The sequence below is a fragment of the Calditerricola yamamurae genome (genome assembly GCF_054654135.1).
Genome location: NZ_BAAIFH010000006.1, coordinates 839,687 through 859,138 on the forward strand (window position 1 = coordinate 839,687; position 19,452 = coordinate 859,138).

Sequence of the window (19,452 nt, forward strand, 5' to 3'; positions counted from 1 at the left end):
CGGCCGCGTATCGGTGAAAGGGGGGGTTTGTAATGAATCAACGCGCCAGCTACCACCCCCACGCGGACACGTTCCCCGACATGGAAACAGGCCCCGGTGCGATGCCTCAGCGTCAAACGTGGAAGGATTATCTTGCGGTCACCAAGCCCAACCTAATTGCACCCAACCTCCTGACGACGTTCATAGGGTTTTGGCTGGCCTGGAGCGCGACACAGTCTGGATGGCCGGACGTTCCCCTGCTCCTCGTCACCCTGTTGGGTACGGCGCTTGTCATCGCGTCCGGGTGCACCCTCAACAATTACCTCGACCGCGACTTCGACCAGCGCATGGAGCGGACGAAAAACCGTCCCTTGCCCGACGGCCGCCTCGCGCCCCGTGTGGCCTGGCGGCTGGGCGCGGCGCTCGGAATTGCCGGTGTCACGATACTGGCCTTGTTCGCCAGTCCGGTCGCGTCCTTGCTTGCCCTCACTGGCCTGTTCATTTACGTCTGGGTGTACACGGCGTGGCTCAAGCGCACGTCGACACTGAACACGGTGATCGGGGGCATCTCGGGTGCCATCCCGCCCATGATCGGTTGGAGCGCGGTTACGGGAACGCTCGACCATCCCGCAGTGTGGGTGCTGTTTGTTCTGATGTTCCTTTGGCAACCGCCGCATTTTCTCGCGCTCGGCATGTTGCGTGCGGACGACTATCGCGCCGCCGGCTTTGTCATGCTGCCGGTCGTCGCCGGGTTTGCGGCGACCAAGCGGCAGATTCTCCAGTACGTCGCAGCCATGATTCCCGCCTCCTTCTTCCTTTATGGGTTTGGCGTCGTCGGGAAGCTCTACTTCATCGGTGCTGCCCTCTTGGGACTGGCGTACCTGGTGATGTCATTGCGCGGTTTTCACGTCCATGACGACCTGCGTTGGGCCAAGCAGATGTTCGCTTTCTCGCTGGTTTACTTGAACGCCATCCTTGCTCTCATCTTCGTCGATTCGCTGTGGCGGATGGTCAATTGAGACGCATTTGTCGCGAAGGAGGGAGAGCACGCCATGCATGACTACACGCCGGGCACGGGGATCAAGGACAACGCCCAACTCGCCACCTGGCTCGGGATTATCGCCTTCACCTTCTTCTTCGGCACCTTCGTCGCCGCCAACGTCTACCTGCGCGGCTGGTCGCCGGAGGTATTCAACGTCGATTTTGCCGGAAAAGCGGGGGACCTTCCCTACCTGAACACCCTGATCCTCCTCGGTTCTGCCGTGCTGGCGCTGATCGCCGGCCAGGCTTTCCGCAAACGGATGAACGGCGCGTTCATCGTGACCCTTGCATTGGCCACGCTGCTCGCCTTGGCCTACGCCGTGCTGGGGGGGCAGCTGGTTCTGGAAATGACCGGCCTCGGCAAAGCGGTGTGGACGGCGTACTTGACCGTCTACGGACTGCACTGGTTGCTCGGGCTGTTCAACTTCATCCTGCTCGCCGTGGCGTTGGTCTTCGCCTTTGCCGGGAAGGAGCAAGCGCTTAAGCGCCTCGTGCCAACCGGCATGAGCGTGTGGTTGTACACCGCGATCACGGGGTTGGCCGTCTTTGTCATCACCGACGTGGTCTCGGTGAGCGAGTTCGCCGAGTGGTGCGGCACGAAGCTGACCGGCGCGTTTGGCAAGTAAGGAGGGACGGAAAATGGGACTCATTGGCTTTGCGCTCGGCCTTTTCGCCTTCGTGGCGGTGATGTTCGCCATCTTCTGGTACTCGTCGAAACTGGCCACGCGCGATTGACAAACAAAAGGCGGGCCTCAACGTGGAGGCCCGCTTTTTTCCTTTCCCCTTTCCGTTCGGTTTCGTCTGCCACGAATTGGTCACAAAATAGCCCCTTTGTGTCATATCCACGCGTGTTTTCACGCCTACAATCAAGGATAGAATCAATCGGGTGTCCCGCGATGCACAGGCGTGGGACATCCTTCGCAACGGCGTGGGATCGCCATGGGATCACCACTGTTTAACGCAAAAGGAGGGATCCGCTCCGTGGCCACCTGGTTCCGAAACTACCGCTTCGCCCTTCTCGCCGGCGTCCTGGTGCTCGCCGTCGTTGGCGGCATCGCCTACAACATCTGGTGGGGCTCAAGCCGGCTGCCCGTCATCGGGCGCGTGCCGGACGTGACCCTGACCCGGGTTGACGGTCAATCCCTTTCGCTGCGCGATCTGGATGGAAAGATCAAACTCGTCAGCTTCATCTACCTCCGCTGCCCCGACGTGTGTCCGCCCACGACAGCGAAAATGGCCAAGCTGCAAAATGAGCTCAAACGCGAGGGGATTTTTGGCCGCGACGTTGTGTTCGTGACGATCACCATCGATCCGGAACGTGACACGCTCGACGCGTTAAAGGAGTACGCCGGGAAATTTGAGGCCGATCTCAGCGGTTGGTATTTCCTGCGCGGTTCGGCGGAAGCAACCAAGTCAATCACCAACGGGTTTGGGTTTGTGGTCCAGAGGCAAGGGGACCTCGTCATCCACTCCAACCGCACGTATCTCGTCGACGGCGATCACAACATCCGCAAGATCTACGGCATGGGCGACACCTTCGACGAAGAAGCCGTGAAACAGGACATCATGAACCTCCTCGAGGACTGACCCGTTCCCTGCACGTTTGCGCGCCGCCGGGCGATCAATGCCCGGCGGCGCGCTTTTACGCTTCTCGGCAGGCGCTCACGCCCACCCTTTTCTCGGCGCCTGCGCAGCACGGGAATCCGCCCCTCGTTCCCCTTTTTCCCATCCCCCTTTCAGCCATGGGCTCATCATCACAGCCGCTCCGACCGCGGCACAGACAACGCCGGCAAGGAGAAGGGTTTCCCGGTTGCCCAGGGTGGAGGCCAGCCATCCCCCGACGAGCATGCCCAGCGGCAGGCCGACCTGCTCCAGACTCGTGGTGAGACCGAAGACCCGGCCGCGCAGGTGTGGCGGCACGAGGCGCTGCTCAAGCGTGACAGCGACAACGTTGTACGGGGATACCGTCAGCCCGGCCAGAAAGAGCAGGACCATACCCGAAACGGGATCGTCAGCCCAGAAGAGCGCCCCGGTGAAGATCCCCCAGGCCACCATGACACCGCCAAGCGTGTGGGCGGGTTCCCACCGCTGGGGCCACCGCGTCCACAAAGCGGTACCGACAATGGTTCCGATGCCGAGGGCCGACCACAACAGCCCCAGCGTCTCCGGCCCGGCGCTCAAGTCATCGCGCACCAGCGCCGGAAGCGCCGGCTCCAGGGGACCATAGGCGAAGTTGAACAGGAGCGAGGCCAACGTGAGCGCCACCAGCGCCGGCGACGCGAGGAAAAACCGCAGCCCATCGCGGAAGGAAACGCGGTCGGCCCGCCCGCAGTCCCGTTCGCGTTGCCGGCCTTCAAACACCTTTGCCGGAATAGCGGTCAACATCACCGCCGGCACGACAAACAGGGCGGCGTTGACCAGCATGGTGCCCGGCGCGCCGACGAGGCCGGTGAGGGCGCCGCCGACAGCCGGGCCGACGAGAACTGCCAGCTGCCAGGACAATTGGCTGAAGGCATTGGCCGCTTCCAACTGGTCGGCCCGCACAAAGTTAGGCAACACCGATTGGCTGCCAACGGTCGACAAAGGAGCAAGAAGGCCGGCAAGCGAGAGGAGGAACACGAGGAGCGGATAGGACAGCAGGTCGGTCCAATGGAGCAACGGAACGAGGGCATACAGGAAACCGCGGGCAACGTGATCGACTACGAGAAGGCGTTTTCGTGCATAGCGGTCAAAGAGGTATCCGGCCAACGGACTGGCCACGACGGACATGACAAGGTACATCCCCATCAACCCGCCGATGGCCAATGACGAGTTGGTCTGCTGTAGCGTGAACCAGGCCAGCGCCACCCACGACAGCTGGTGGCCCAACATGGCAACGGTACTTGCCGCCCAAAACTGGCGGAACGCCCGGTTCTGCCACAGCACGTGAACCGTTGCGCGGAAAGACGGCATGATGTCACCCTTTCACGCGACTGATACACAAGTGGGGCAAAAAACCCCGTCACCCGGGTGGGCGCGGGGTTTTTGGCATTCGGTTGTGCACTTCCAATTTACCGCTCAGACTTTCGCCAGCGCAAGATGGGTTTTCGCGCCGCCCTCACCTCGTCGAGCCGTTTTACCACAGTGGTATGCGGCGCGCTCAAGACGATATCCGGATTTTCCTCGGCTTCCTTGGCGATCTGGATCATCGCGTCGGCAAACGCGTCCAACGTCTCCTTCGACTCCGTTTCCGTCGGCTCGATCATCAGGCATTCGTCGACAATGAGCGGGAAGTAGATCGTGGGGGGATGAAACCCGAAGTCCAGAAGGCGCTTGGCCATGTCCAGCGTGCGGACGCCCAGCTTTTTCTGGCGGCGCCCGGAAAGGACAAACTCGTGCTTGCAATGCCGGTCGTAGGGCAGGTCAAAGTAGGGGGCGAGGCGCCGCATGAGGTAGTTGGCATTCAGCACAGCGTTCTCCGCCACCTGTCGCAGGCCGTCGGGGCCCATCGTGCGGATGTAGGCGTAGGCCCGCACAAGCATGCCGAAGTTGCCGTAAAAGCCCTTGACGCGCCCGATCGACTGCGGGCGATCGTAGTCGAGCCGGTAGCGGTCGCCCTCCTTGACTACCACCGGGACGGGCAGGAACGGGATGAGGGCCTTCTTCACGCCGACCGGCCCCGCCCCCGGCCCCCCGCCTCCATGGGGGGTGGTAAACGTCTTGTGCAGGTTGAGGTGCACGACGTCAAAGCCCATGTCGCCGGGACGGGCGATGCCCATAATGGCGTTGGCGTTGGCCCCGTCGTAGTACAGAAGGCCACCAACGTCGTGGACAATCTTGGCGATTTCCACGATCTGCTCTTCAAACAGCCCCAGCGTGTTGGGGTTGGTCAGCATCAGGGCGGCGGTGTTTTCGTCGGCAAGGCGTTTCAAGGCTTCCAAGTCCACCAGTCCGCGTTCGTTCGAGGGAACGGTGACCGTCTCCAACCCGGCCACCGTGGCGCTGGCCGGGTTGGTCCCGTGGGCCGAGTCGGGGACGAGCACCTTGGTCCGTTTCTCCCCCCGCGCTTCGTAATAGGCGCGAATCATCATCAGCCCCGTCCACTCACCATGGGCACCGGCAGCCGGTTGTAGCGTCACGGCATCCATCCCGGTGATCTCGGCCAGATATTCCTGCAGGTGCCACATCAGGGCCAGGGCCCCCTGCACCGTCTCCTCCGGCTGCAGGGGGTGGACCTCGGTGAACCCCGGCAGGCGGGCAACATCCTCGTTCACCTTCGGGTTGTATTTCATCGTACACGAACCGAGCGGATAAAACCCGATGTCAATGCCGTGGTTGCGCCGCGACAGCTCGGTGTAGTGGCGGATGAGGTCCAGCTCCGACACTTCCGGAAGCTCGGCAGGCGTCCGGCGCAAAAGATGCGGAGGAATCACGTCGGCCACGTTCACCTCGGGGACATCGGGGGCGGGCAGGCTATACGCGATGCGGCCCGGTTTCGAGCGCTCGAAGATCAGCGGCATGTCGGCGTTGCCCGTTTGCTCCTTCGTGACACTCATGCCAATCCCTCCAGCTCGCGCGCGAATTGGTCGATCTCCGCCTTCGTCCGGGCGTCGGTGACGGCGACGAGCAGGTGGTCCTCCAGCTGCGGATCGTCACGCCCAAGGTCGTAGCCCGCCAGAATCCCCTTCGCGAGCAGGGCCTGAATCACGTCGCGGGCCGGACGAGGCGTCCTCACGACGAACTCGTTGAAAAACGGCGCCGAAAACGGAACAGCGTACCCGGGGAGCCGCTCGATTTGCTGTTTCGCGTAGTGCGCCTTGTGCACGTTCAGAAGGGCCAACTCCTGCAAGCCCCGTTTGCCAAGGGCGCTGAGAAACACCGCCGAAGCGAGGGCCATGAGGGCCTGGTTGGAACAGATGTTAGAGGTGGCCTTCTCGCGGCGAATGTGCTGCTCGCGCGCCTGAAGGGTCAACACGAAACCGCGCCGCCCCTCCCGGTCCACCGTCTGCCCGACGATACGGCCGGGGATTTTGCGCACCAGCGCGCTCTTGACGGCGAAATACCCGCAATGCGGACCGCCGAAGGACGGAGGGATGCCCAGCGGCTGGGTGTCGCCGACGACGATGTCCGCCCCGAACGCCCCCGGCGGCTCCAGGATGGCCAGGGCGAGCGGATTGGCGCTGACCACAAAGAGGGCCCCCTGCTCGTGGGCAATCGGCGCGATGGCCGACAGGTCCTCAATGCAGCCAAAGAAGTTCGGGTACTGGACGATCACCGCCGCCGTTTCGCCGTCCACCGCCTCGCGCAGGGCCTCCAGGTCGGTCAAGCCATCCCTGGCCGGCACCTCCACCACCGTAAAGCCCAGCCCCTTGGCGTACGTCCGCAGGATTTCGCGGGCCTGGGGGTGCACCGTCCGGGAGACCACCATCTTGGGCCGCTTGGTGTGCCCAAAGGCCAGGTTGGCCGCCTCGGCGATGGCGGTGTACCCGTCGTACACCGAAGAGTTGGCCACGTCCATGCCGGTGAGCTCACAGATCATCGTCTGGAACTCGAAGATGGCCTGGAGCTCCCCTTGGCTAATCTCCGGCTGGTATGGGGTGTAGGCCGTGTAGAACTCGGAGCGGGAAATCACATGGTGCACCACGCTGGGAATGTAGTGCTCGTAGACGCCGGCCCCGAGGAAAGACACGATTTGGTGCAGCGTCGTGTTCTTCGCCGCCAGCGCGCGCATGTGGCGCACAAGGTCCGGCTCGGCCAGCGGTTCGGGGAGGTTCAGCCGCCCGGTAAACCGCACCGCTTGCGGAATGTCCGCAAACAGGTCCTCGACGGATTCCACCCCAATCGTGGCCAGCATCGCCTTCTTGTCGTCTTCCGTCATGGGCAGGTACCGGAACTTCACGGTGTTTCCCCCTCACTCCTCGCGCATTATGGTTCCCGGCTTCCCTACGCCTTGGGACGCCGGTAGAACGGCGTCTTCACCACGACGGCCTTGAGCTTTTTGCCGCGCACGTCTACGCATACCTCGGTGCCCACGGCGGCGTGTTCCGCCTTTATCAGCGCAAGGCCCACGTTCTTCTTCAGTGTCGGCGACTGCGTTCCGGAGGTGATCCGCCCCACCGGCTCGTCGCCGACATACACCGGATAGCCGGTTCGCGGGATGCCGCGGTCGACCATCTCCAGGCCGACCAATTTCCGCGGCGGACCTTGCTCCTTTTGCGCCTTCAAGGCTTCCTTGCCAATGAAGTCGACCGGCTTGTCGATCTTGACGGCGAACCCCACGCCAGCCTCGATGGGCGAGATGTCGGGACCCAGCTCCTGGCCATAGAGGGGGAACCGCGCCTCAAAGCGCAGGGTATCCCGTGCCCCCAGGCCACAGGGCAGCACCCCGGCGTCCTTCCCTGCCTCCAGGACGGCCTCCCACAACGGAATGGCTCCCTCGTTCGGCAGGTAGATCTCAAACCCATCTTCCCCGGTATAGCCGGTTCGGGAGAGGATGAACGTCTCGACGCCGGCAACCGTGGCCTCCTGGACGAAGCGGAACGGCGCCAGCTCCGCTAGCGGAACGTCGGTCAGCTTTTGCAGCACCGTTTCGGCCAGCGGGCCTTGCAAGGCCAATTGGGCCATTTCCGCCGAGCGGTTCGTCACCGTCACGTGGCCCTCGGCGTGCTTCTGGATCCATTCGACATCCTTGTCGGTATTGGCGGCGTTCACGACAAGCAGGTAGCGGTCCTCGGCGAGACGGTAGACGAGGAGATCGTCCACCGTCCCACCGTCGGGATAGCACATGAGGCTATACTGGGCCTGGCCGATTGCGAGGACCGACGCGTCGTTGGTTGTAAGTTTCTGGATGAGCGCCAGCGCATCGGGACCGCTGACCTCGATCTCACCCATGTGCGACACGTCGAACAGGCCTGCGCGGCTGCGCACCGCTTGGTGTTCCTCCAGAATGCTGGTAAACTGCACCGGCAGCTCCCAACCGCTGAAGGGGATGGTCTTCGCCCCGTGCTTGGCGTACACCGGATAGAGGGGCGTACGCTTCAGTTCGGCCATCGCCGCACCTCCCTTTTGGTCATATCCATCGTACCCGAAGAAAAGCGTTTCCACTCTTCAGGAAACAAAAAAGAGCGAAAGGCACACGACAGGGCCGTGCGCGCTTTCCCTCTGTCCGTTGACCTGAGAGTGTCTCCCGCGTACCCACGCGGGATTCCCCCTTTGGCGGCCCGCCCGCTGGCGGACACTCTCCAGAGTTGCGTCCGGCAGGAGTCCTTTTGCCTGAGAGATTCACCCGGTCGCGACTTTGCCGGGCTTGCTCCTTCGGCGCCGCCACATAGGCGGTCTCTCCCCCTGCCATCCTCCGCCGTATGCCAATTTTCCCGATTAGCCATACTAATTTCATCCTATCACAACCCGCGGCGGGCAGCAAAGAACTTCCCGCACAACGGGAGGTGCTCACGTGATGCGCATCCGCCCAATCTTCGACCGCAAGTGGCTGGAGGAGTTTTCCGCGCGCGTGCGCGCCGATTCCCCTTGGGACACCTGGGCCCTGTTTCAACTCGCCTACGAGGCCGCCGAGGCCACCCTGGTCCCCTCGTTTGACGACCTCGAGTGCCTGCGGCACCTTCACGCCTTCACCCCCTTGCCCCACCAAGTGGAAACGGCACGCCGCGTGGTAAACGAGATGCGCGGACGGGCCATCCTGGCCGACGAAGTGGGCCTGGGCAAAACCATTGAAGCCGGGCTGGTGCTGAAGGAATACCTGGTACGGGGGCTGGTCAAGAAGGCACTCATTCTCGTGCCGTCGTCCCTCGTGACGCAGTGGACGGCGGAGCTGAACCAGAAGTTCGCCATCCCCGCCGTGGCCCAAAAGAAAGCCTACATGTGGCGCCAGTACGACATCCTCGTCGCCTCCCTCGACACGGCCAAGCGCGCGCCCCATCGTGAGCAGGTGCTCGACATCGCCTACGACATGCTGATTGTCGACGAGGCCCACAAGCTGAAGAACGCGCGCACCCAAAACTGGGCCTTCGTCAACGCCATCAAGAAAAAATACTGCCTGCTCCTCACCGCCACACCCGTTCAGAACGACCTGACGGAACTCTTCAACATGATCTCCCTCTTGAAACCGGGCCATCTCGGGAACGACGCCACCTTTGCCCAGAATTACGTCGTCCACAAGCGCCTGCCCAAAAACGAAGAAAAGCTGCGCGCCGATCTGGGCAAGGTGATGATCCGTAACCGGCGCGCGGACGGCGGCATCGCCTTCACCAAACGCCACGTGGAAACCCTGGCCCTCGAGCTGTCCCCAAAGGAACGGGAACTGTACGACGCCGTCACCAACTTTGTGCGTGAGCGGGCCCAAGAAACCCGCTCGCTGCGCAGCGCGTTCACCCTGCTCACCCTGCAGCGGGAAGTCTGCTCCTCCCGCGACGCGGCGATGGTTTCCCTTTTCAAGTGGTACAAACGGGCCGAGGACGGTTCGCCACTCAAGCGCCGCCTGCGCGAACTCCTCCTCCTTGCCAAGGAGGTCAACACGCACACCAAGGCGTGCAAGGTGGTAGAACTGTTGCGCCGCCTCGACGGCAAGGTTATCCTGTTCACCGAATACCGGGCAACCCAGGAATTCCTGCAGGCCGAGCTGGCCAAGCAGGACATCACCACCGTCCTCTTTCGGGGCGGATTTGGGCGCAACAAGAAGGACTGGATGCGCATGCTGTTCGAAAACCGCGCCCGCGTGCTCATCGCCACCGAGGCCGGCGGGGAAGGGATCAACCTGCAGTTCTGCCACCAGATGATCAACTATGACTTGCCGTGGAATCCCATGCGCGTCGAGCAGCGCATCGGCCGCATCCATCGCCTCGGCCAGACCCGCGACGTGACGATCTTCAACCTCGCCACCAAGGACACGATCGAGGAACACATCCTCAACCTGCTGACGGAAAAGATCCGCCTCTTTGAACTCGTGGTCGGGGAGTTGGACGCCATCGTGTCCCAGGCCAACCTCAGCAAAACCTTCGACCGCACCCTGGCCGACATCGTCCTCCGCTCCAAAGACGACCGCGAAGCGGCCGAGAAACTGCGCCGGTTTGGGGAGGCGCTGGCCAGGGCGCGGGAGACGGCTGGTTCCGCGTGGACCGGTGCGACAGCGGAAACGGGGGGATGACGCCGTGGAGCACGCGCGCGTGACCGCCTTTGTCCGCCGCTACATCGCCGCAATGGGCGGGGAAATCCTGGAGGACACCCCCTCCTATGTCCGGGTGCGCCTCACCCCGGACATGGACAAGGACTTGATGAACCGGCCCTTCTACTGGAGCTACGTGGAGCAGTTCGGCCTCGAACCCGTTCCGGCCGTGCTGACACTGGTGTTCGACCCCGACCGCCCGCCGCCCGACGGTCGCGGCGAACCCATCACCTTTGGATCGATGCGCCTTGCCCAGCTCTTTCGCTCCGCGCAAAAGCGGGGACGGTTCGTCCGGCTGTACGAAGTGCCGGCAACAAGCCCCGCATCGGAGCCGGCCGTCCGCCTCGTCCCGTGGCTGGCGATCAACTATCGCATCAGCTTCCGGTGCGACCGCAAGAAAGAGCGCCTCCTGCCCGTCGGCGTCAACCTCGAGACCGGCCAAGTCGCCCAAGGCTTCTATCCGCGCATCGCCGCGCGACCCTTCACGCCCGTCATGCCGCCCCACACCGTAGTGGCACCCTGGAGCCTGACGCTGGAGGCAGCGGTCGATCGGGCTGAGGCGGCGGTCACCGCAACCGTTGCCGCCGAGGATAACCACTGGGCGCGCGACGCCCTGGCGCGCCTGGCCGAGGAACAGGCGCTGCTGCGGGCGTACTACGGGGAGAACCCTCCGGAAGAACGGCGCAACGAGCTGGAGCAGCGGCTGGACGAACTGCAGGCCCTGTTTACGCCGCGCATTGAAGTCGACGTGGTCAACGCGGGGCTCTTTTACCTGTCTACCCCTGTCGCAACGGCAGACGAAAGGGGAGAACTTGCGGCGGACACCTGACAGCTCCCGACATCTCTCGCAGCTCCGGCCGCCTATAATGGAGCCAAACTGTCGGGAGGTGGCCCGCGATGGTCTTCAACCCCTTCAGGCCCCATCGCCCGCCGTGGGGCCGGGCACTGGTCTTCGCCGCGCTGCTCGCGTTCGCCGCCTGGACACTGGTCGCCGAACCTGGAACGGGCGAGCCGCTTATCCCCAAGCAGCAGGCCCTCACCGCCTTCCTGCAGGGATGGACCGCACAGCTCGCCCGCTCCGATCCCCGGTTTTTTCCCCTTTCCGCCGCGTCGGCCGTGGCTGTGGAGCCGCTGGCCCACCCGGCCCACACGTACCGGTTGCGCCTTCAACCGGCGCCCCCGTCGCCGCCCACCACCCCTAGGGCCCACCTGGCGCCCGTGTACGCCATCGTGAGGCAAGACGCCCATGCGCCGTTTGCCGTTGCCGTCCTAGAGTACGGCGTGGGCACCCCTGTGCCCTTCGACGCCCCTTCCTCCGCCACCCCGGTCCCCTGGACGAAGGCGGCGGAAAAGGTTTACGGCGGCTTGGAAAGCTTCTGGCGCGCCGGAGAAACCGCGGTCGACCCGGTAACCGGTGAAACCCTCCCGGTGCCGGCGCATTTTACACCGCCGGAGGTCCCGGGATACCGCCTATCCGTGCTCGACGCGGCGCGCCGGGCAAAGCGGCCGGACGGCGACGCGCTGGCAGCGGTGGCTGGCCGAAAGCCTGGCGCGCATCCGCAGGCCACAGACTTTGATCCGCGGCGCCCCCTGCCCTGGACCGGCTATGCCGCCTCGCTGTATGCGGGAACCGTGACCGCCTTCTACTCCCTTGACGGCTTCCACCGCTGGGACGGGGGCACGGTCTTCGTGGCCTTGCGCGACCCCTGGGCCGAAGGATTGGTTCGCTTCCTCCCGCTGCCGGAGCTCAACCGACGCGGCGGGTTTTTTCCCGGAGGGACAACGAGGCGCTAAGCCGAACCCTTACGCCGTCGGGCTTGTCGCCGCAAACTCCGGGTCTTCATACGGATGGGCCACCCAGCCCGACGGATCGATAAACAGCCGCACGGCCACGACGCGCCGCTCGTCGGTGAGGGTGAAAAAGTGCGGTGTCCGCTCCGGGACGGAAATGACGTCACCCGCTTCCAGTTCGCAGTCGAAATAGCCCGTGTCGCCCGGGCCCTTGATCACGAACACGCCGCTCCCGGCGACGATGGCGCGTACCTCGTCCTCGGTGTGGGTGTGCACCTGGGCAAAGGTGCGCAACAGCTCCTCGAGATTGGGCGTCGCCTCGGACAGCGCCACCACGTCCCACTTGACGTAGCCGCGGCGTTCGGCCAGGGAACGGATGTCCGCGTCAAAGGCGCGCAAGATTTCGTCTTTTTCGGCATCGGTCAGGTTGAACTTGCCGCGCAGATGGGCCGGCAGTTTCCCCGTGTCCCAGCGTTCGTACAGAACCCCTTGCCGATCGAGGAAGGCTCGCACATTTTCGGCCCCCGTAATGGTTTCTCCCGTTTTGCGCACGCGAAGAATGGCCATGCGAAACTGCCTCCTTTTCAAGTTATGGATGCGCTCGTTTCGGGTAACGGCGCGCTAGACGCCGACCAGCGCCGCCCGGCATTGCAGCAGCGCCAGGCAGTACTGAAATAAAAATTCGAACGCTTCCAGGTGGCGCTTGGCCGCGAGGGGGCTTTCCCCCCAGGCATAAATGCCGTGGTTGCGGATCAGAACCCCCGGCACGCGCGGGTTGGCCACCCGGGCCACCGCCTCAGCCAAGCAGGAAATGTCGGCGAAGTTTTCGACGATGGGCACCTCAATCACGGCGTCCTCGTCCCAGATGCCCAGACCTTTGATCAGTTCCTGCGGCCCAATGCGAACGCGGCCCCGTGAAAAGTAGAGTTCCGATATGACATTGTTGGCCACTGTGTGCACATGAAAGACGGCACCCACCTCCGGGAAGGCGCGGTACAGGGCGGCGTGCACGCGCGTTTCGGCCGAGGGGCGATTCGCCGTCGCCTCCACGGGCTGACCGTCACCGTCGACCAGCAGGAAGTCGTCTGGTCCCGATTCCGTCTTGTCTTTGCCGCTCGCGGTCACGAGGAACACGAGCGGGTCCTCCTGCACCTTCAGCGAGAGGTTCCCGCTGGTGGCCGGAAACCAGCCCCGCGCCGCGAACTGTTCCTTGACGGCAGCCAGGCGCATCCACGCCTGTTGCCGCGCCTCCGTCGTCAGCGCTCCGCTCACGAGACCTTCCCCTCCTCCCCCTTGCCGCCTGGACACTGCAACGGTGCAGCGTCAAGCAGCCGCGCAAGAACCGCCACCACGTCGTCAAAGGTGGCAAAGGGCACATGCGGCAGCCCGAGCTCCCGGCACCGCTCCAGCAGGTAATCGCGCGCGATCACCAGGTCGGCCAGCCGGGCCCCGGCCAGGTCGGTCACGCTGTCCCCCACCACGATCCGGTAATGGTGCGCCGGGTCAAAGCGGCGGATGATGGACACCTTGCACAGCCCGCAATCATTGGTGCACGCCTCGTCACACGGGTGAGGCCATGTGATGCGGATCCGCTCGCCGGAAACGTCGCTCCCATTGCAGAAGATCCGCTCCCGGGGAATGCGAAAGGGGGCCAGCAGCGGGTAAACGAAGAAGTCAATCCCCCCGCTGGTCACGTACCATTCCACGCCCCGCGCCGCGGCATACTCAACGAAGCGGTCAAACCCCGTACGGATGCGCGTCGTCTGGCGGACAAACGCGGCGATGTCGTCACGTTTGGCGCTGGGCAGGAGGGCAAACAGCTCGCCCACGCCCTGGCGCACGCTGATCTGCCGGGCAAGAATGGCGTCCTTGATCGCCTCCCACCCGGGCGGGGCAAAGGCCTCCATGATGGCAACGATGCAGTCCCGCTCGGTGATGGTGCCGTCAAAGTCGACAAACAACACCGGCGCGCGGCCCTCCAAAGGCGGCAGCATCATACCAGCACCCCCCATTTGGCCAGCGCCTTGTCCAGCGCCGGGCACGTCTTGGCCCGCTCTTCCAGCGACACTCCAGACACCGCCGCCTCGATGGCCGCCGTAAAGGCCTCGCCACCGCCGCGCGGCCCGTCGGGATGGCCGTGGATGCCACCGCCGGCGTTGACCACGTGGTCAAGGCCGAAGTCGGCCAGCAGGCGCGGCACCATGCCCGGGTGAATGCCCGCCGACGGCACCGGGAACGCCGGGGCCAGGCCGGCGAAGGGCTCGACGAGACGGTCGCGCAGGGCAAAGGCTTCCGCCGCGGCGAGGGAAACGGTGCCGTAGGGCGCCGGGAACAGCACCAGGTCCGCCCCGGCCAGGCGCATGAGCATGCCCAGCACAATCGGCGCCGCGATACCATGGTGCGGTGAGGCGTACAGGGCCCCGGACAAGGCCGGATGGGCGAGAATCGGAACGGTGATCTCCGGGTCCTCGCGCAAGCGCTGCAGGATGTCGTACCCGTACGGCAACACGTTCAGCAACAGGGCTGTGGCCCCCTGCCGCACGGCCTCCCGCGCCCGGTCCACCATCTCGTCAACCGGGCCGGTCAGGTTGACGGCGTATAGCACGCGGCGGCCGGTCTTCGCCTCATGGGCGTCAAGCACTTCGCGAAAGAGCGCGATGCGCTCGAAAAAGGGCGCCCGGTCGTCGACAAAGAAGATCTCATCGTCCTTCACCAGGTCGACGCCGCCCTCCACCTGGGCGACAAACTGCGCATGCAGTTCGGCGAGGGGCAGGCCGATGCACGATTTGAAGATGCTCATGAGGAGCGGCCGGTCCCATACCCCAAGCCGCTGACGCACGCCCTTGATCCCCAGCCGCGGGCCGGGAAAGGCACGCACGAAGGTATCGGGCAATTTGAGGTCGACAAGGCGAATGCGCCCGTCCATCGACAGCTTGCCGAACACCGTCGTGAGCAACGACGGGATGTCCGCGCGCAGGTTCCGCACCGGGTAGCCGATCGCCAGATGGGCCACCCGCGAGCCGTCGGCGGCCACCTGACCGCGGCGGATGTCCATTACCACGCCCTTGTATGGCTCCAGTTCCGCGCGACGGGCGGCGGGAAGGTCCGTCCAGGTACCCACCGTGAGCCCCATGGCGATCGACTCGGCCTTTCGGGACAGGTCGCCGTCATCCGGCACCTGATAGATGGCCACAACCCACTCGTTCGTCATGGTCCTTACCCCGCTTCGCGACGATGATGAAAAACGAAAACGCCTCTCCCGTATCCGAGAGAGGCGCGCAACGCGTTGACGTTCCGCGGCTCTCATCTCTCGGAAAACGGGTTGTCCCGTCTTCCGCAGGAGTTAGCACCGTGCACGCCATAGCGGGCGCGCCGGTTGCCGGGCTTCATCGGGCCAGTCCCTCCGCCTGCTCTGGATGAGATCCGGGCTTTCCTGCTTGCGTATTCGATTGATTCAAAAAGTACTAAAGGATCGGCCTCTTGTCAAGAGAGGAAAGGCTCTACGCTAAAAAGTGTGGGATCTAAGAGGAAAAGGCGGTCGACGAGCCAAGGGATAGTTAGGCACATCACATCCCGAAGGAGGCTCGCGACCGCCTATGAACAAGCTTACCGCAGAAATGTTCGGCTTACAATCGTGGATTGTTTACCGTATCGTGCATCAATCCGATGGTATTCACATCTACGCCGGTCGGCCGCGTAAGGAAGCGCGGTGTCCGGATTGTGGACAGCTGACACGCCGCGTCTACGATCGTGCGCGCGAATGGAAACGGAAGCTGCACACCTGGTGCAACGAGAAACCGGTTTACCTCTGGGTACGTCCCCGGCGCTTCCAGTGCACGGCCTGTCGAAAAGTGTTCACCGAACGCTTTCCTGGTATTCGCCCCTGGGCACGCAGGACCGAACGGGCCGAAGCCCTTTTGCTCCAGCGCCTGAAAGCGGGCAGTTTCCGTCGTGCCGCCCAGGAAAGCGGAACAAGCAGCAGCACCTTGCGCCGTCTGCTCCTTCGGTACGTAGACCAGCAGGTAAATCTCGAGGAAGCCCTCCGGGATGTCGATGCCTTCGTGCTTAGCATTGATGAACACAGCTATCGTGGCCGTGACATGATGGTTACGGTCACATGCGTGTGGCCAAAACGGTGCCTTTTGGCCATCTTGCCGGATGACCGCATGAAAACACTGGAGCGCTTTTTGCGCCAGCTGCCGGAGACGGTTCGTCGGCGGATTCGGGCCGTGTGCATCGACCTGAAGGATGCTTGGCGCCATGCCGTGAAGCGCGCTTTGCCCGGCGCTGTCATCGTGGCGGATCCGTTTCACGTCATCCAGGACGCGAATCGGCGGGTTGACGAAGCACGGCTTGTGGAACAGCAGGTGACCGGGGTACGCCTGCCTCGATGGCCGCTTTTGAAGAACGAGGACGACCTCACCGAACGCCAAGCTGCCCAGCTTGCCGCCATTCGGAAGCATCACAAGAACGTGGCCCACTTTCACTGGGTCAAAGAGCAGCTGCGAGACGTTTACCGTGCTTCCAATCGAGACGAAGCCGCAGCCATCCTGGACCGCGTGATCTTTGAGGCCCAGTCGGCAAGCGATGCCGCGCTCCTGCAGTGGGGACGCACGCTCCGCCGCTGGCGCGAGGCGATTCTGGCTTACCACACCTGGCGTGTTTCGAACGGCTACACGGAAGGCGTGCACACCAAGATCAAGCTGCTCAAACGAATCAGCTACGGGTTCCGCAACCGCGAAATCTATGTGCGGAAGATGCTCCTCGCTTTTATACCCTTGGCTTGGTTGACCTCCCATCCACAGTTATTGACTTAGAGCCGAGAGGAAACAAAACAAGGCGGGCGCCCCCGCGCATGCCGTCCACCTTGTTGTCTCCGAACCTGCTCTCCCGCAGGTGGGTGTCCGCACGCTGGCTTCCGCTGTCCACTCGAAGGCGGCATAGCGTCCACCAGCGGATGTAAGACTCCCTTTGTCATGGCTGTGGTTCGAGACACACAATGGTGTGACGCACATCGCAGGAAGCGCCTTGTGCGTGTTACTAGTATGGCACGGAGAACGGCTGCGCGTCAAGGATAAATGTGCGTTTTGGGCCATATGCCGGCCGGTTTTCGGCCGTCCCCACCGGTGGGGGTATTTGGTACACTGAGAGGGAAACCAAGTGAGGTGACCGACCGTGCACGTGTTTCGGGTAGACAAACGCCTGGGCATTGAAGTGCCGGCCCTCGAAAAGCCGTGGGCCGCCTACACCCGAGAAGAGCGCGAGGCCATTCTTGAAAAGTGGGAACGCATTCGCGGTACCATTCCCGACCGCATCAAGGAGCTGGAAGCCAAAATCGAGGCCTTGCAGGCGCAGCTTCACGCAGCCGACCGGGAAGAGGAGATCGACCGCCTGTGGGCGGCGGTGTGCGACTACGCCAGCCGCATCAACGATCTGAACAACTGGTACCGTACCCAGCCCGACGTCGAACCGGACCCGGACATCGCCGCCGAACACCGCGAGCGGGAGAAATGATGCCGCGCCCGCCTAGGTCAGCATGTCCTGCCGGGTGAACACCCAGAACGCGGCAAGAAGTGCGGCTGCCCCCCAAACACCGAGCACGGCGAGGGAGAAGGGCAGGGTCATCCCCTCAATGGGCGGGGCGTTCCCCGCCAGGTAGTCCGTCAGCTGCAGGTTGACCACAAACAGGTATTTGGCCGTCTGCCACGAGGAGACCATCTCCGTCAGGATGACACCGGCGATGAGGGCGGACAGCATCGTTCCCATGGCCGCCGCTGTGCTGCGCAGCAGCACGGACAAGAGAAACGACAGCGTGGCCACGACGGCCGTGGCATACCACACCAGCCCCGCCTGCATCAGCAGGTACAGCCCCTGCGGCAGGACGTGGACCCGATCGGTCAGCACCCCCTCGCCGGTGACTTGAAAACCGGTCAAAACGGGCATCGTCCAACCGCCGTACCCGAACACCACACCGGAGATGAGGTACGCCAACAGCACCGTCACGGCGATGATCAACGACACGAAAAGCTGCAGGGCCAGGTATTTGCTCAACAGGATTTTCCACCGCCGCACCGGGCGCGTGAGCAGCAGCTTGATCGTCCCCCCGGTGTGCTCGCCCGAAACCATGTCCGCCGCGACAACAACGACGAGGAGCGGAACGAAGAGGGACGCGGAACGCTCCAAAAAGACGCGGGCGAAGGTCACCGCCCCGGGGGCGAGGGGGTTGATGTCGTGCTCCAGGTAGTACTGCCGTTGCTGGAGCCGAATCTGGAGGAGGCGCCGCCATTCGTCCGACAGGCGGGCGCTGGTGAGCCGGTTTTGCAGATCGACGATCTCCTGCTGCACGATGATCCGCCAGTCCTTCGTCCCCAGGCGCTCCTGCTGCTCCACCGTTGTCTTGTATTGGGCGTACGTAAACACGGGAATCAGGACGGCCAAGATGGCCAGCACGACATAAAACCGCTTCTTCCGCACCACCTTCAGGATTTCGTTGTACACCAGACCGAGCATCACGCGATTCCCTCTCCCTCCGTTAGGCGCAAGAACCATTCTTCCAGCGACGGGATCTTGCGCACGATCCCGTAAACCGCCACGTGCGCATTGGCAAGCCGGCAGTTGGCCTCCGGAATGCGGTGATAGGGCATGTGGCACACGACGGCCTGCTCGCCGCCCGCCGCTCCCTCATCCCCTTCGAGCACCTGCACCTCCGGAACAGCGGCCAGTACCCGCCGCGCTTCCTCGGCGTTGTCCACGTGCCACACCACGCGTCCTTCCTCTCCGGCCAACAGCTCGTCCACCCGGCCGACGCGCAGGATCCGCCCGCGGTGAATGAGGGCCACCCGGTCGCACATCAGCTGCACCTCGGACAGGAGATGGCTCGATACGAAGACGGCCAAGCCTTCGGCCGCCAGCGACCGGATCAGCTCGCGCATTTCGCGGATCCCTGCCGGATCCAGGCCGTTGGTCGGCTCGTCGAGGATGAGCAGTTCCGGACGGGCCAGGAGGGCCTGTGCGATGCCGAGGCGCTGGCGCATGCCCAGGGAGTAGGTCTTCACCTTGTCGTCAAGGCGCCGCTCCAGGCCCACAATGCGCGCCACCTCATCGATGCGCGCAAGGGACACGTCGCCGATCATGCGCGCGAAGTGGAGCAGGTTTTCCCGCCCCGTCAAGAAGGGGTAAAGTTCCGGGTTCTCCACGATGCATCCGATGCGGCGAAGGGCCTCCTCCGGCTGCCGGTGCACGTCATAGCCGGCGATCGTCACCGATCCGCTTGACGGACGGATCAGCCCGACCAGCATGCGGATGGTCGTCGTCTTCCCGGCTCCGTTGGGCCCGAGGAACCCGAGCACCTCCCCCGGGTACACATCAAATTCCACGCCCTCCACAAGGGGGCGCCGGCCAATCCGCTTGGACAACCCCCGCACGGACAGAACGGGGGTTCGCGATTTGCCTGCGTTCATGGACTCCCCTCCTCGCTGGCCGAT

18 protein-coding genes, 1 other RNA gene and 3 riboswitches are annotated in these 19,452 nt (G+C 63.7%); of the genes, 8 read left to right on the forward strand and 11 right to left on the reverse strand.

Features of this window, described 5'->3' with window-relative positions; genetic code table 11:
* Positions 1-32: 32 nt before the first annotated feature.
* The 3 genes from cyoE (at position 33) to ACYQ0Z_RS10530 (ending at position 2,607) form a co-directional block, all read left to right on the forward strand.
* Positions 33-998 (forward strand): heme o synthase, encoded by a 966-nt coding sequence (gene cyoE / locus ACYQ0Z_RS10520; protein WP_459867776.1) that lies wholly within the window; start codon positions 33-35, stop codon positions 996-998.
* Positions 999-1,031: 33 nt separating this feature from the next.
* The gene (locus ACYQ0Z_RS10525; RefSeq protein WP_459867779.1) at positions 1,032-1,646 is read left to right on the forward strand and encodes a DUF420 domain-containing protein; all 615 of its coding nucleotides are present in this window, start codon (positions 1,032-1,034) and stop codon (positions 1,644-1,646) included.
* Between the two features lie 355 nt (positions 1,647-2,001).
* Positions 2,002-2,607: an SCO family protein gene (locus ACYQ0Z_RS10530; protein ID WP_459867782.1), complete on the forward strand. Its 606-nt coding sequence runs from the start codon at positions 2,002-2,004 to the stop codon at positions 2,605-2,607.
* A gap of 75 nt (positions 2,608-2,682) precedes the next feature.
* Here ACYQ0Z_RS10530 and ACYQ0Z_RS10535 read toward each other — a convergent pair whose 3' ends face one another.
* The 4 genes from ACYQ0Z_RS10535 to gcvT form a co-directional block, all read right to left on the reverse strand.
* On the reverse strand, positions 2,683-3,972 hold the full coding sequence (locus ACYQ0Z_RS10535) for an MFS transporter (protein ID WP_459867785.1): 1,290 nt from the start codon (positions 3,970-3,972) through the stop codon (positions 2,683-2,685).
* Positions 3,973-4,070: 98 nt separating this feature from the next.
* A complete protein-coding gene (gene gcvPB, locus ACYQ0Z_RS10540; protein WP_459867788.1) occupies positions 4,071-5,555 on the reverse strand; it encodes an aminomethyl-transferring glycine dehydrogenase subunit GcvPB in 1,485 nt (494 codons plus the stop codon).
* Positions 5,552-6,898 (reverse strand): aminomethyl-transferring glycine dehydrogenase subunit GcvPA, encoded by a 1,347-nt coding sequence (gene gcvPA / locus ACYQ0Z_RS10545; RefSeq protein WP_459867791.1) that lies wholly within the window; start codon positions 6,896-6,898, stop codon positions 5,552-5,554. The genes gcvPB and gcvPA overlap by 4 nt, the downstream gene beginning before the upstream one ends.
* 44 nt (positions 6,899-6,942) lie before the next feature.
* Entirely contained in the window at positions 6,943-8,049 is a 1,107-nt protein-coding gene (gene gcvT, locus ACYQ0Z_RS10550; protein WP_459867794.1) for a glycine cleavage system aminomethyltransferase GcvT, read from the reverse strand.
* Positions 8,050-8,158: 109 nt separating this feature from the next.
* Positions 8,159-8,246, reverse strand: a riboswitch (glycine riboswitch).
* A gap of 3 nt (positions 8,247-8,249) precedes the next feature.
* A riboswitch (glycine riboswitch) is annotated at positions 8,250-8,353 on the reverse strand.
* Positions 8,354-8,455: 102 nt separating this feature from the next.
* Here gcvT and ACYQ0Z_RS10555 point away from each other — a divergent pair.
* The 3 genes from ACYQ0Z_RS10555 (at position 8,456) to ACYQ0Z_RS10565 (ending at position 11,971) form a co-directional block, all read left to right on the forward strand.
* Entirely contained in the window at positions 8,456-10,159 is a 1,704-nt protein-coding gene (locus ACYQ0Z_RS10555) for a DEAD/DEAH box helicase (RefSeq protein WP_459868908.1), read from the forward strand.
* 4 nt (positions 10,160-10,163) lie between these two features.
* Complete coding sequence (locus ACYQ0Z_RS10560; protein ID WP_459867797.1) at positions 10,164-11,006, forward strand: YqhG family protein; 843 nt, start codon at positions 10,164-10,166, stop codon at positions 11,004-11,006.
* A 68-nt stretch (positions 11,007-11,074) separates the two neighbouring features.
* The gene (locus tag ACYQ0Z_RS10565) at positions 11,075-11,971 is read left to right on the forward strand and encodes a hypothetical protein (RefSeq protein WP_459867800.1); all 897 of its coding nucleotides are present in this window, start codon (positions 11,075-11,077) and stop codon (positions 11,969-11,971) included.
* A 9-nt stretch (positions 11,972-11,980) separates the two neighbouring features.
* On the opposite strand, the gene ACYQ0Z_RS10570 is transcribed toward ACYQ0Z_RS10565, so the two are convergent.
* The 4 genes from ACYQ0Z_RS10570 to ACYQ0Z_RS10585 are packed head-to-tail and all read right to left on the reverse strand — an operon-like array spanning position 11,981 to position 15,179.
* Complete coding sequence (locus tag ACYQ0Z_RS10570; protein ID WP_459867803.1) at positions 11,981-12,535, reverse strand: 1,2-dihydroxy-3-keto-5-methylthiopentene dioxygenase; 555 nt, start codon at positions 12,533-12,535, stop codon at positions 11,981-11,983.
* Between the two features lie 54 nt (positions 12,536-12,589).
* Positions 12,590-13,240: a methylthioribulose 1-phosphate dehydratase gene (locus ACYQ0Z_RS10575; protein ID WP_459867806.1), complete on the reverse strand. Its 651-nt coding sequence runs from the start codon at positions 13,238-13,240 to the stop codon at positions 12,590-12,592.
* The gene (locus ACYQ0Z_RS10580; RefSeq protein WP_459868911.1) at positions 13,237-13,962 is read right to left on the reverse strand and encodes a 2-hydroxy-3-keto-5-methylthiopentenyl-1-phosphate phosphatase; all 726 of its coding nucleotides are present in this window, start codon (positions 13,960-13,962) and stop codon (positions 13,237-13,239) included. Before ACYQ0Z_RS10580 ends, ACYQ0Z_RS10575 begins: the two co-directional genes overlap by 4 nt.
* Positions 13,962-15,179 (reverse strand): 2,3-diketo-5-methylthiopentyl-1-phosphate enolase, encoded by a 1,218-nt coding sequence (locus tag ACYQ0Z_RS10585; RefSeq protein ID WP_459867809.1) that lies wholly within the window; start codon positions 15,177-15,179, stop codon positions 13,962-13,964. Before ACYQ0Z_RS10585 ends, ACYQ0Z_RS10580 begins: the two co-directional genes overlap by 1 nt.
* Before the next feature lie 89 nt (positions 15,180-15,268).
* A riboswitch (SAM riboswitch) is annotated at positions 15,269-15,391 on the reverse strand.
* 173 nt (positions 15,392-15,564) lie between these two features.
* Here ACYQ0Z_RS10585 and ACYQ0Z_RS10590 point away from each other — a divergent pair.
* The gene (locus ACYQ0Z_RS10590) at positions 15,565-16,785 is read left to right on the forward strand and encodes an ISL3 family transposase (protein WP_459863420.1); all 1,221 of its coding nucleotides are present in this window, start codon (positions 15,565-15,567) and stop codon (positions 16,783-16,785) included.
* Between the two features lie 26 nt (positions 16,786-16,811).
* On the opposite strand, the gene ssrS is transcribed toward ACYQ0Z_RS10590, so the two are convergent.
* Positions 16,812-16,994: non-coding RNA, 6S RNA (ssrS, locus tag ACYQ0Z_RS10595), on the reverse strand.
* Positions 16,995-17,143: 149 nt separating this feature from the next.
* Between ssrS and ACYQ0Z_RS10600 the strand changes: the two genes are divergently transcribed.
* A complete protein-coding gene (locus ACYQ0Z_RS10600) occupies positions 17,144-17,482 on the forward strand; it encodes a hypothetical protein (RefSeq protein ID WP_459867812.1) in 339 nt (112 codons plus the stop codon).
* A gap of 12 nt (positions 17,483-17,494) precedes the next feature.
* Here the strand turns inward: ACYQ0Z_RS10600 and ACYQ0Z_RS10605 are convergent, their stop codons facing one another.
* Both ACYQ0Z_RS10605 and ACYQ0Z_RS10610 read right to left on the reverse strand, forming a co-directional pair.
* Positions 17,495-18,478, reverse strand: a complete 984-nt coding sequence (locus ACYQ0Z_RS10605) for a DUF2705 family protein (protein WP_459868914.1) — start codon at positions 18,476-18,478, stop codon at positions 17,495-17,497.
* On the reverse strand, positions 18,478-19,428 hold the full coding sequence (locus ACYQ0Z_RS10610; protein ID WP_459867815.1) for an ABC transporter ATP-binding protein: 951 nt from the start codon (positions 19,426-19,428) through the stop codon (positions 18,478-18,480). Before ACYQ0Z_RS10610 ends, ACYQ0Z_RS10605 begins: the two co-directional genes overlap by 1 nt.
* Positions 19,429-19,452: the final 24 nt, after the last annotated feature.

Bases quoted from the DNA above. Each gene is read 5' to 3' on its own strand.
- cyoE (WP_459867776.1), top strand. From the start codon at position 33: ATGAATCAACGCGCCAGCTACCACCCCCACGCGGACACGTTCCCCGAC.
- ACYQ0Z_RS10525 (WP_459867779.1), top strand. From the start codon at position 1,032: ATGCATGACTACACGCCGGGCACGGGGATCAAGGACAACGCCCAACTC.
- ACYQ0Z_RS10535 (WP_459867785.1), bottom strand. From the start codon at position 3,972: ATGCCGTCTTTCCGCGCAACGGTTCACGTGCTGTGGCAGAACCGGGCG.
- gcvPB (WP_459867788.1), bottom strand. From the start codon at position 5,555: ATGAGTGTCACGAAGGAGCAAACGGGCAACGCCGACATGCCGCTGATC.
- gcvT (WP_459867794.1), bottom strand. From the start codon at position 8,049: ATGGCCGAACTGAAGCGTACGCCCCTCTATCCGGTGTACGCCAAGCAC.
- ACYQ0Z_RS10555 (WP_459868908.1), top strand. From the start codon at position 8,456: ATGCGCATCCGCCCAATCTTCGACCGCAAGTGGCTGGAGGAGTTTTCC.
- ACYQ0Z_RS10565 (WP_459867800.1), top strand. From the start codon at position 11,075: ATGGTCTTCAACCCCTTCAGGCCCCATCGCCCGCCGTGGGGCCGGGCA.
- ACYQ0Z_RS10570 (WP_459867803.1), bottom strand. From the start codon at position 12,535: ATGGCCATTCTTCGCGTGCGCAAAACGGGAGAAACCATTACGGGGGCC.
- ACYQ0Z_RS10580 (WP_459868911.1), bottom strand. From the start codon at position 13,962: ATGCTGCCGCCTTTGGAGGGCCGCGCGCCGGTGTTGTTTGTCGACTTT.
- ACYQ0Z_RS10585 (WP_459867809.1), bottom strand. From the start codon at position 15,179: ATGACGAACGAGTGGGTTGTGGCCATCTATCAGGTGCCGGATGACGGC.
- ACYQ0Z_RS10590 (WP_459863420.1), top strand. From the start codon at position 15,565: ATGAACAAGCTTACCGCAGAAATGTTCGGCTTACAATCGTGGATTGTT.
- ACYQ0Z_RS10605 (WP_459868914.1), bottom strand. From the start codon at position 18,478: ATGCTCGGTCTGGTGTACAACGAAATCCTGAAGGTGGTGCGGAAGAAG.
- ACYQ0Z_RS10610 (WP_459867815.1), bottom strand. From the start codon at position 19,428: ATGAACGCAGGCAAATCGCGAACCCCCGTTCTGTCCGTGCGGGGGTTG.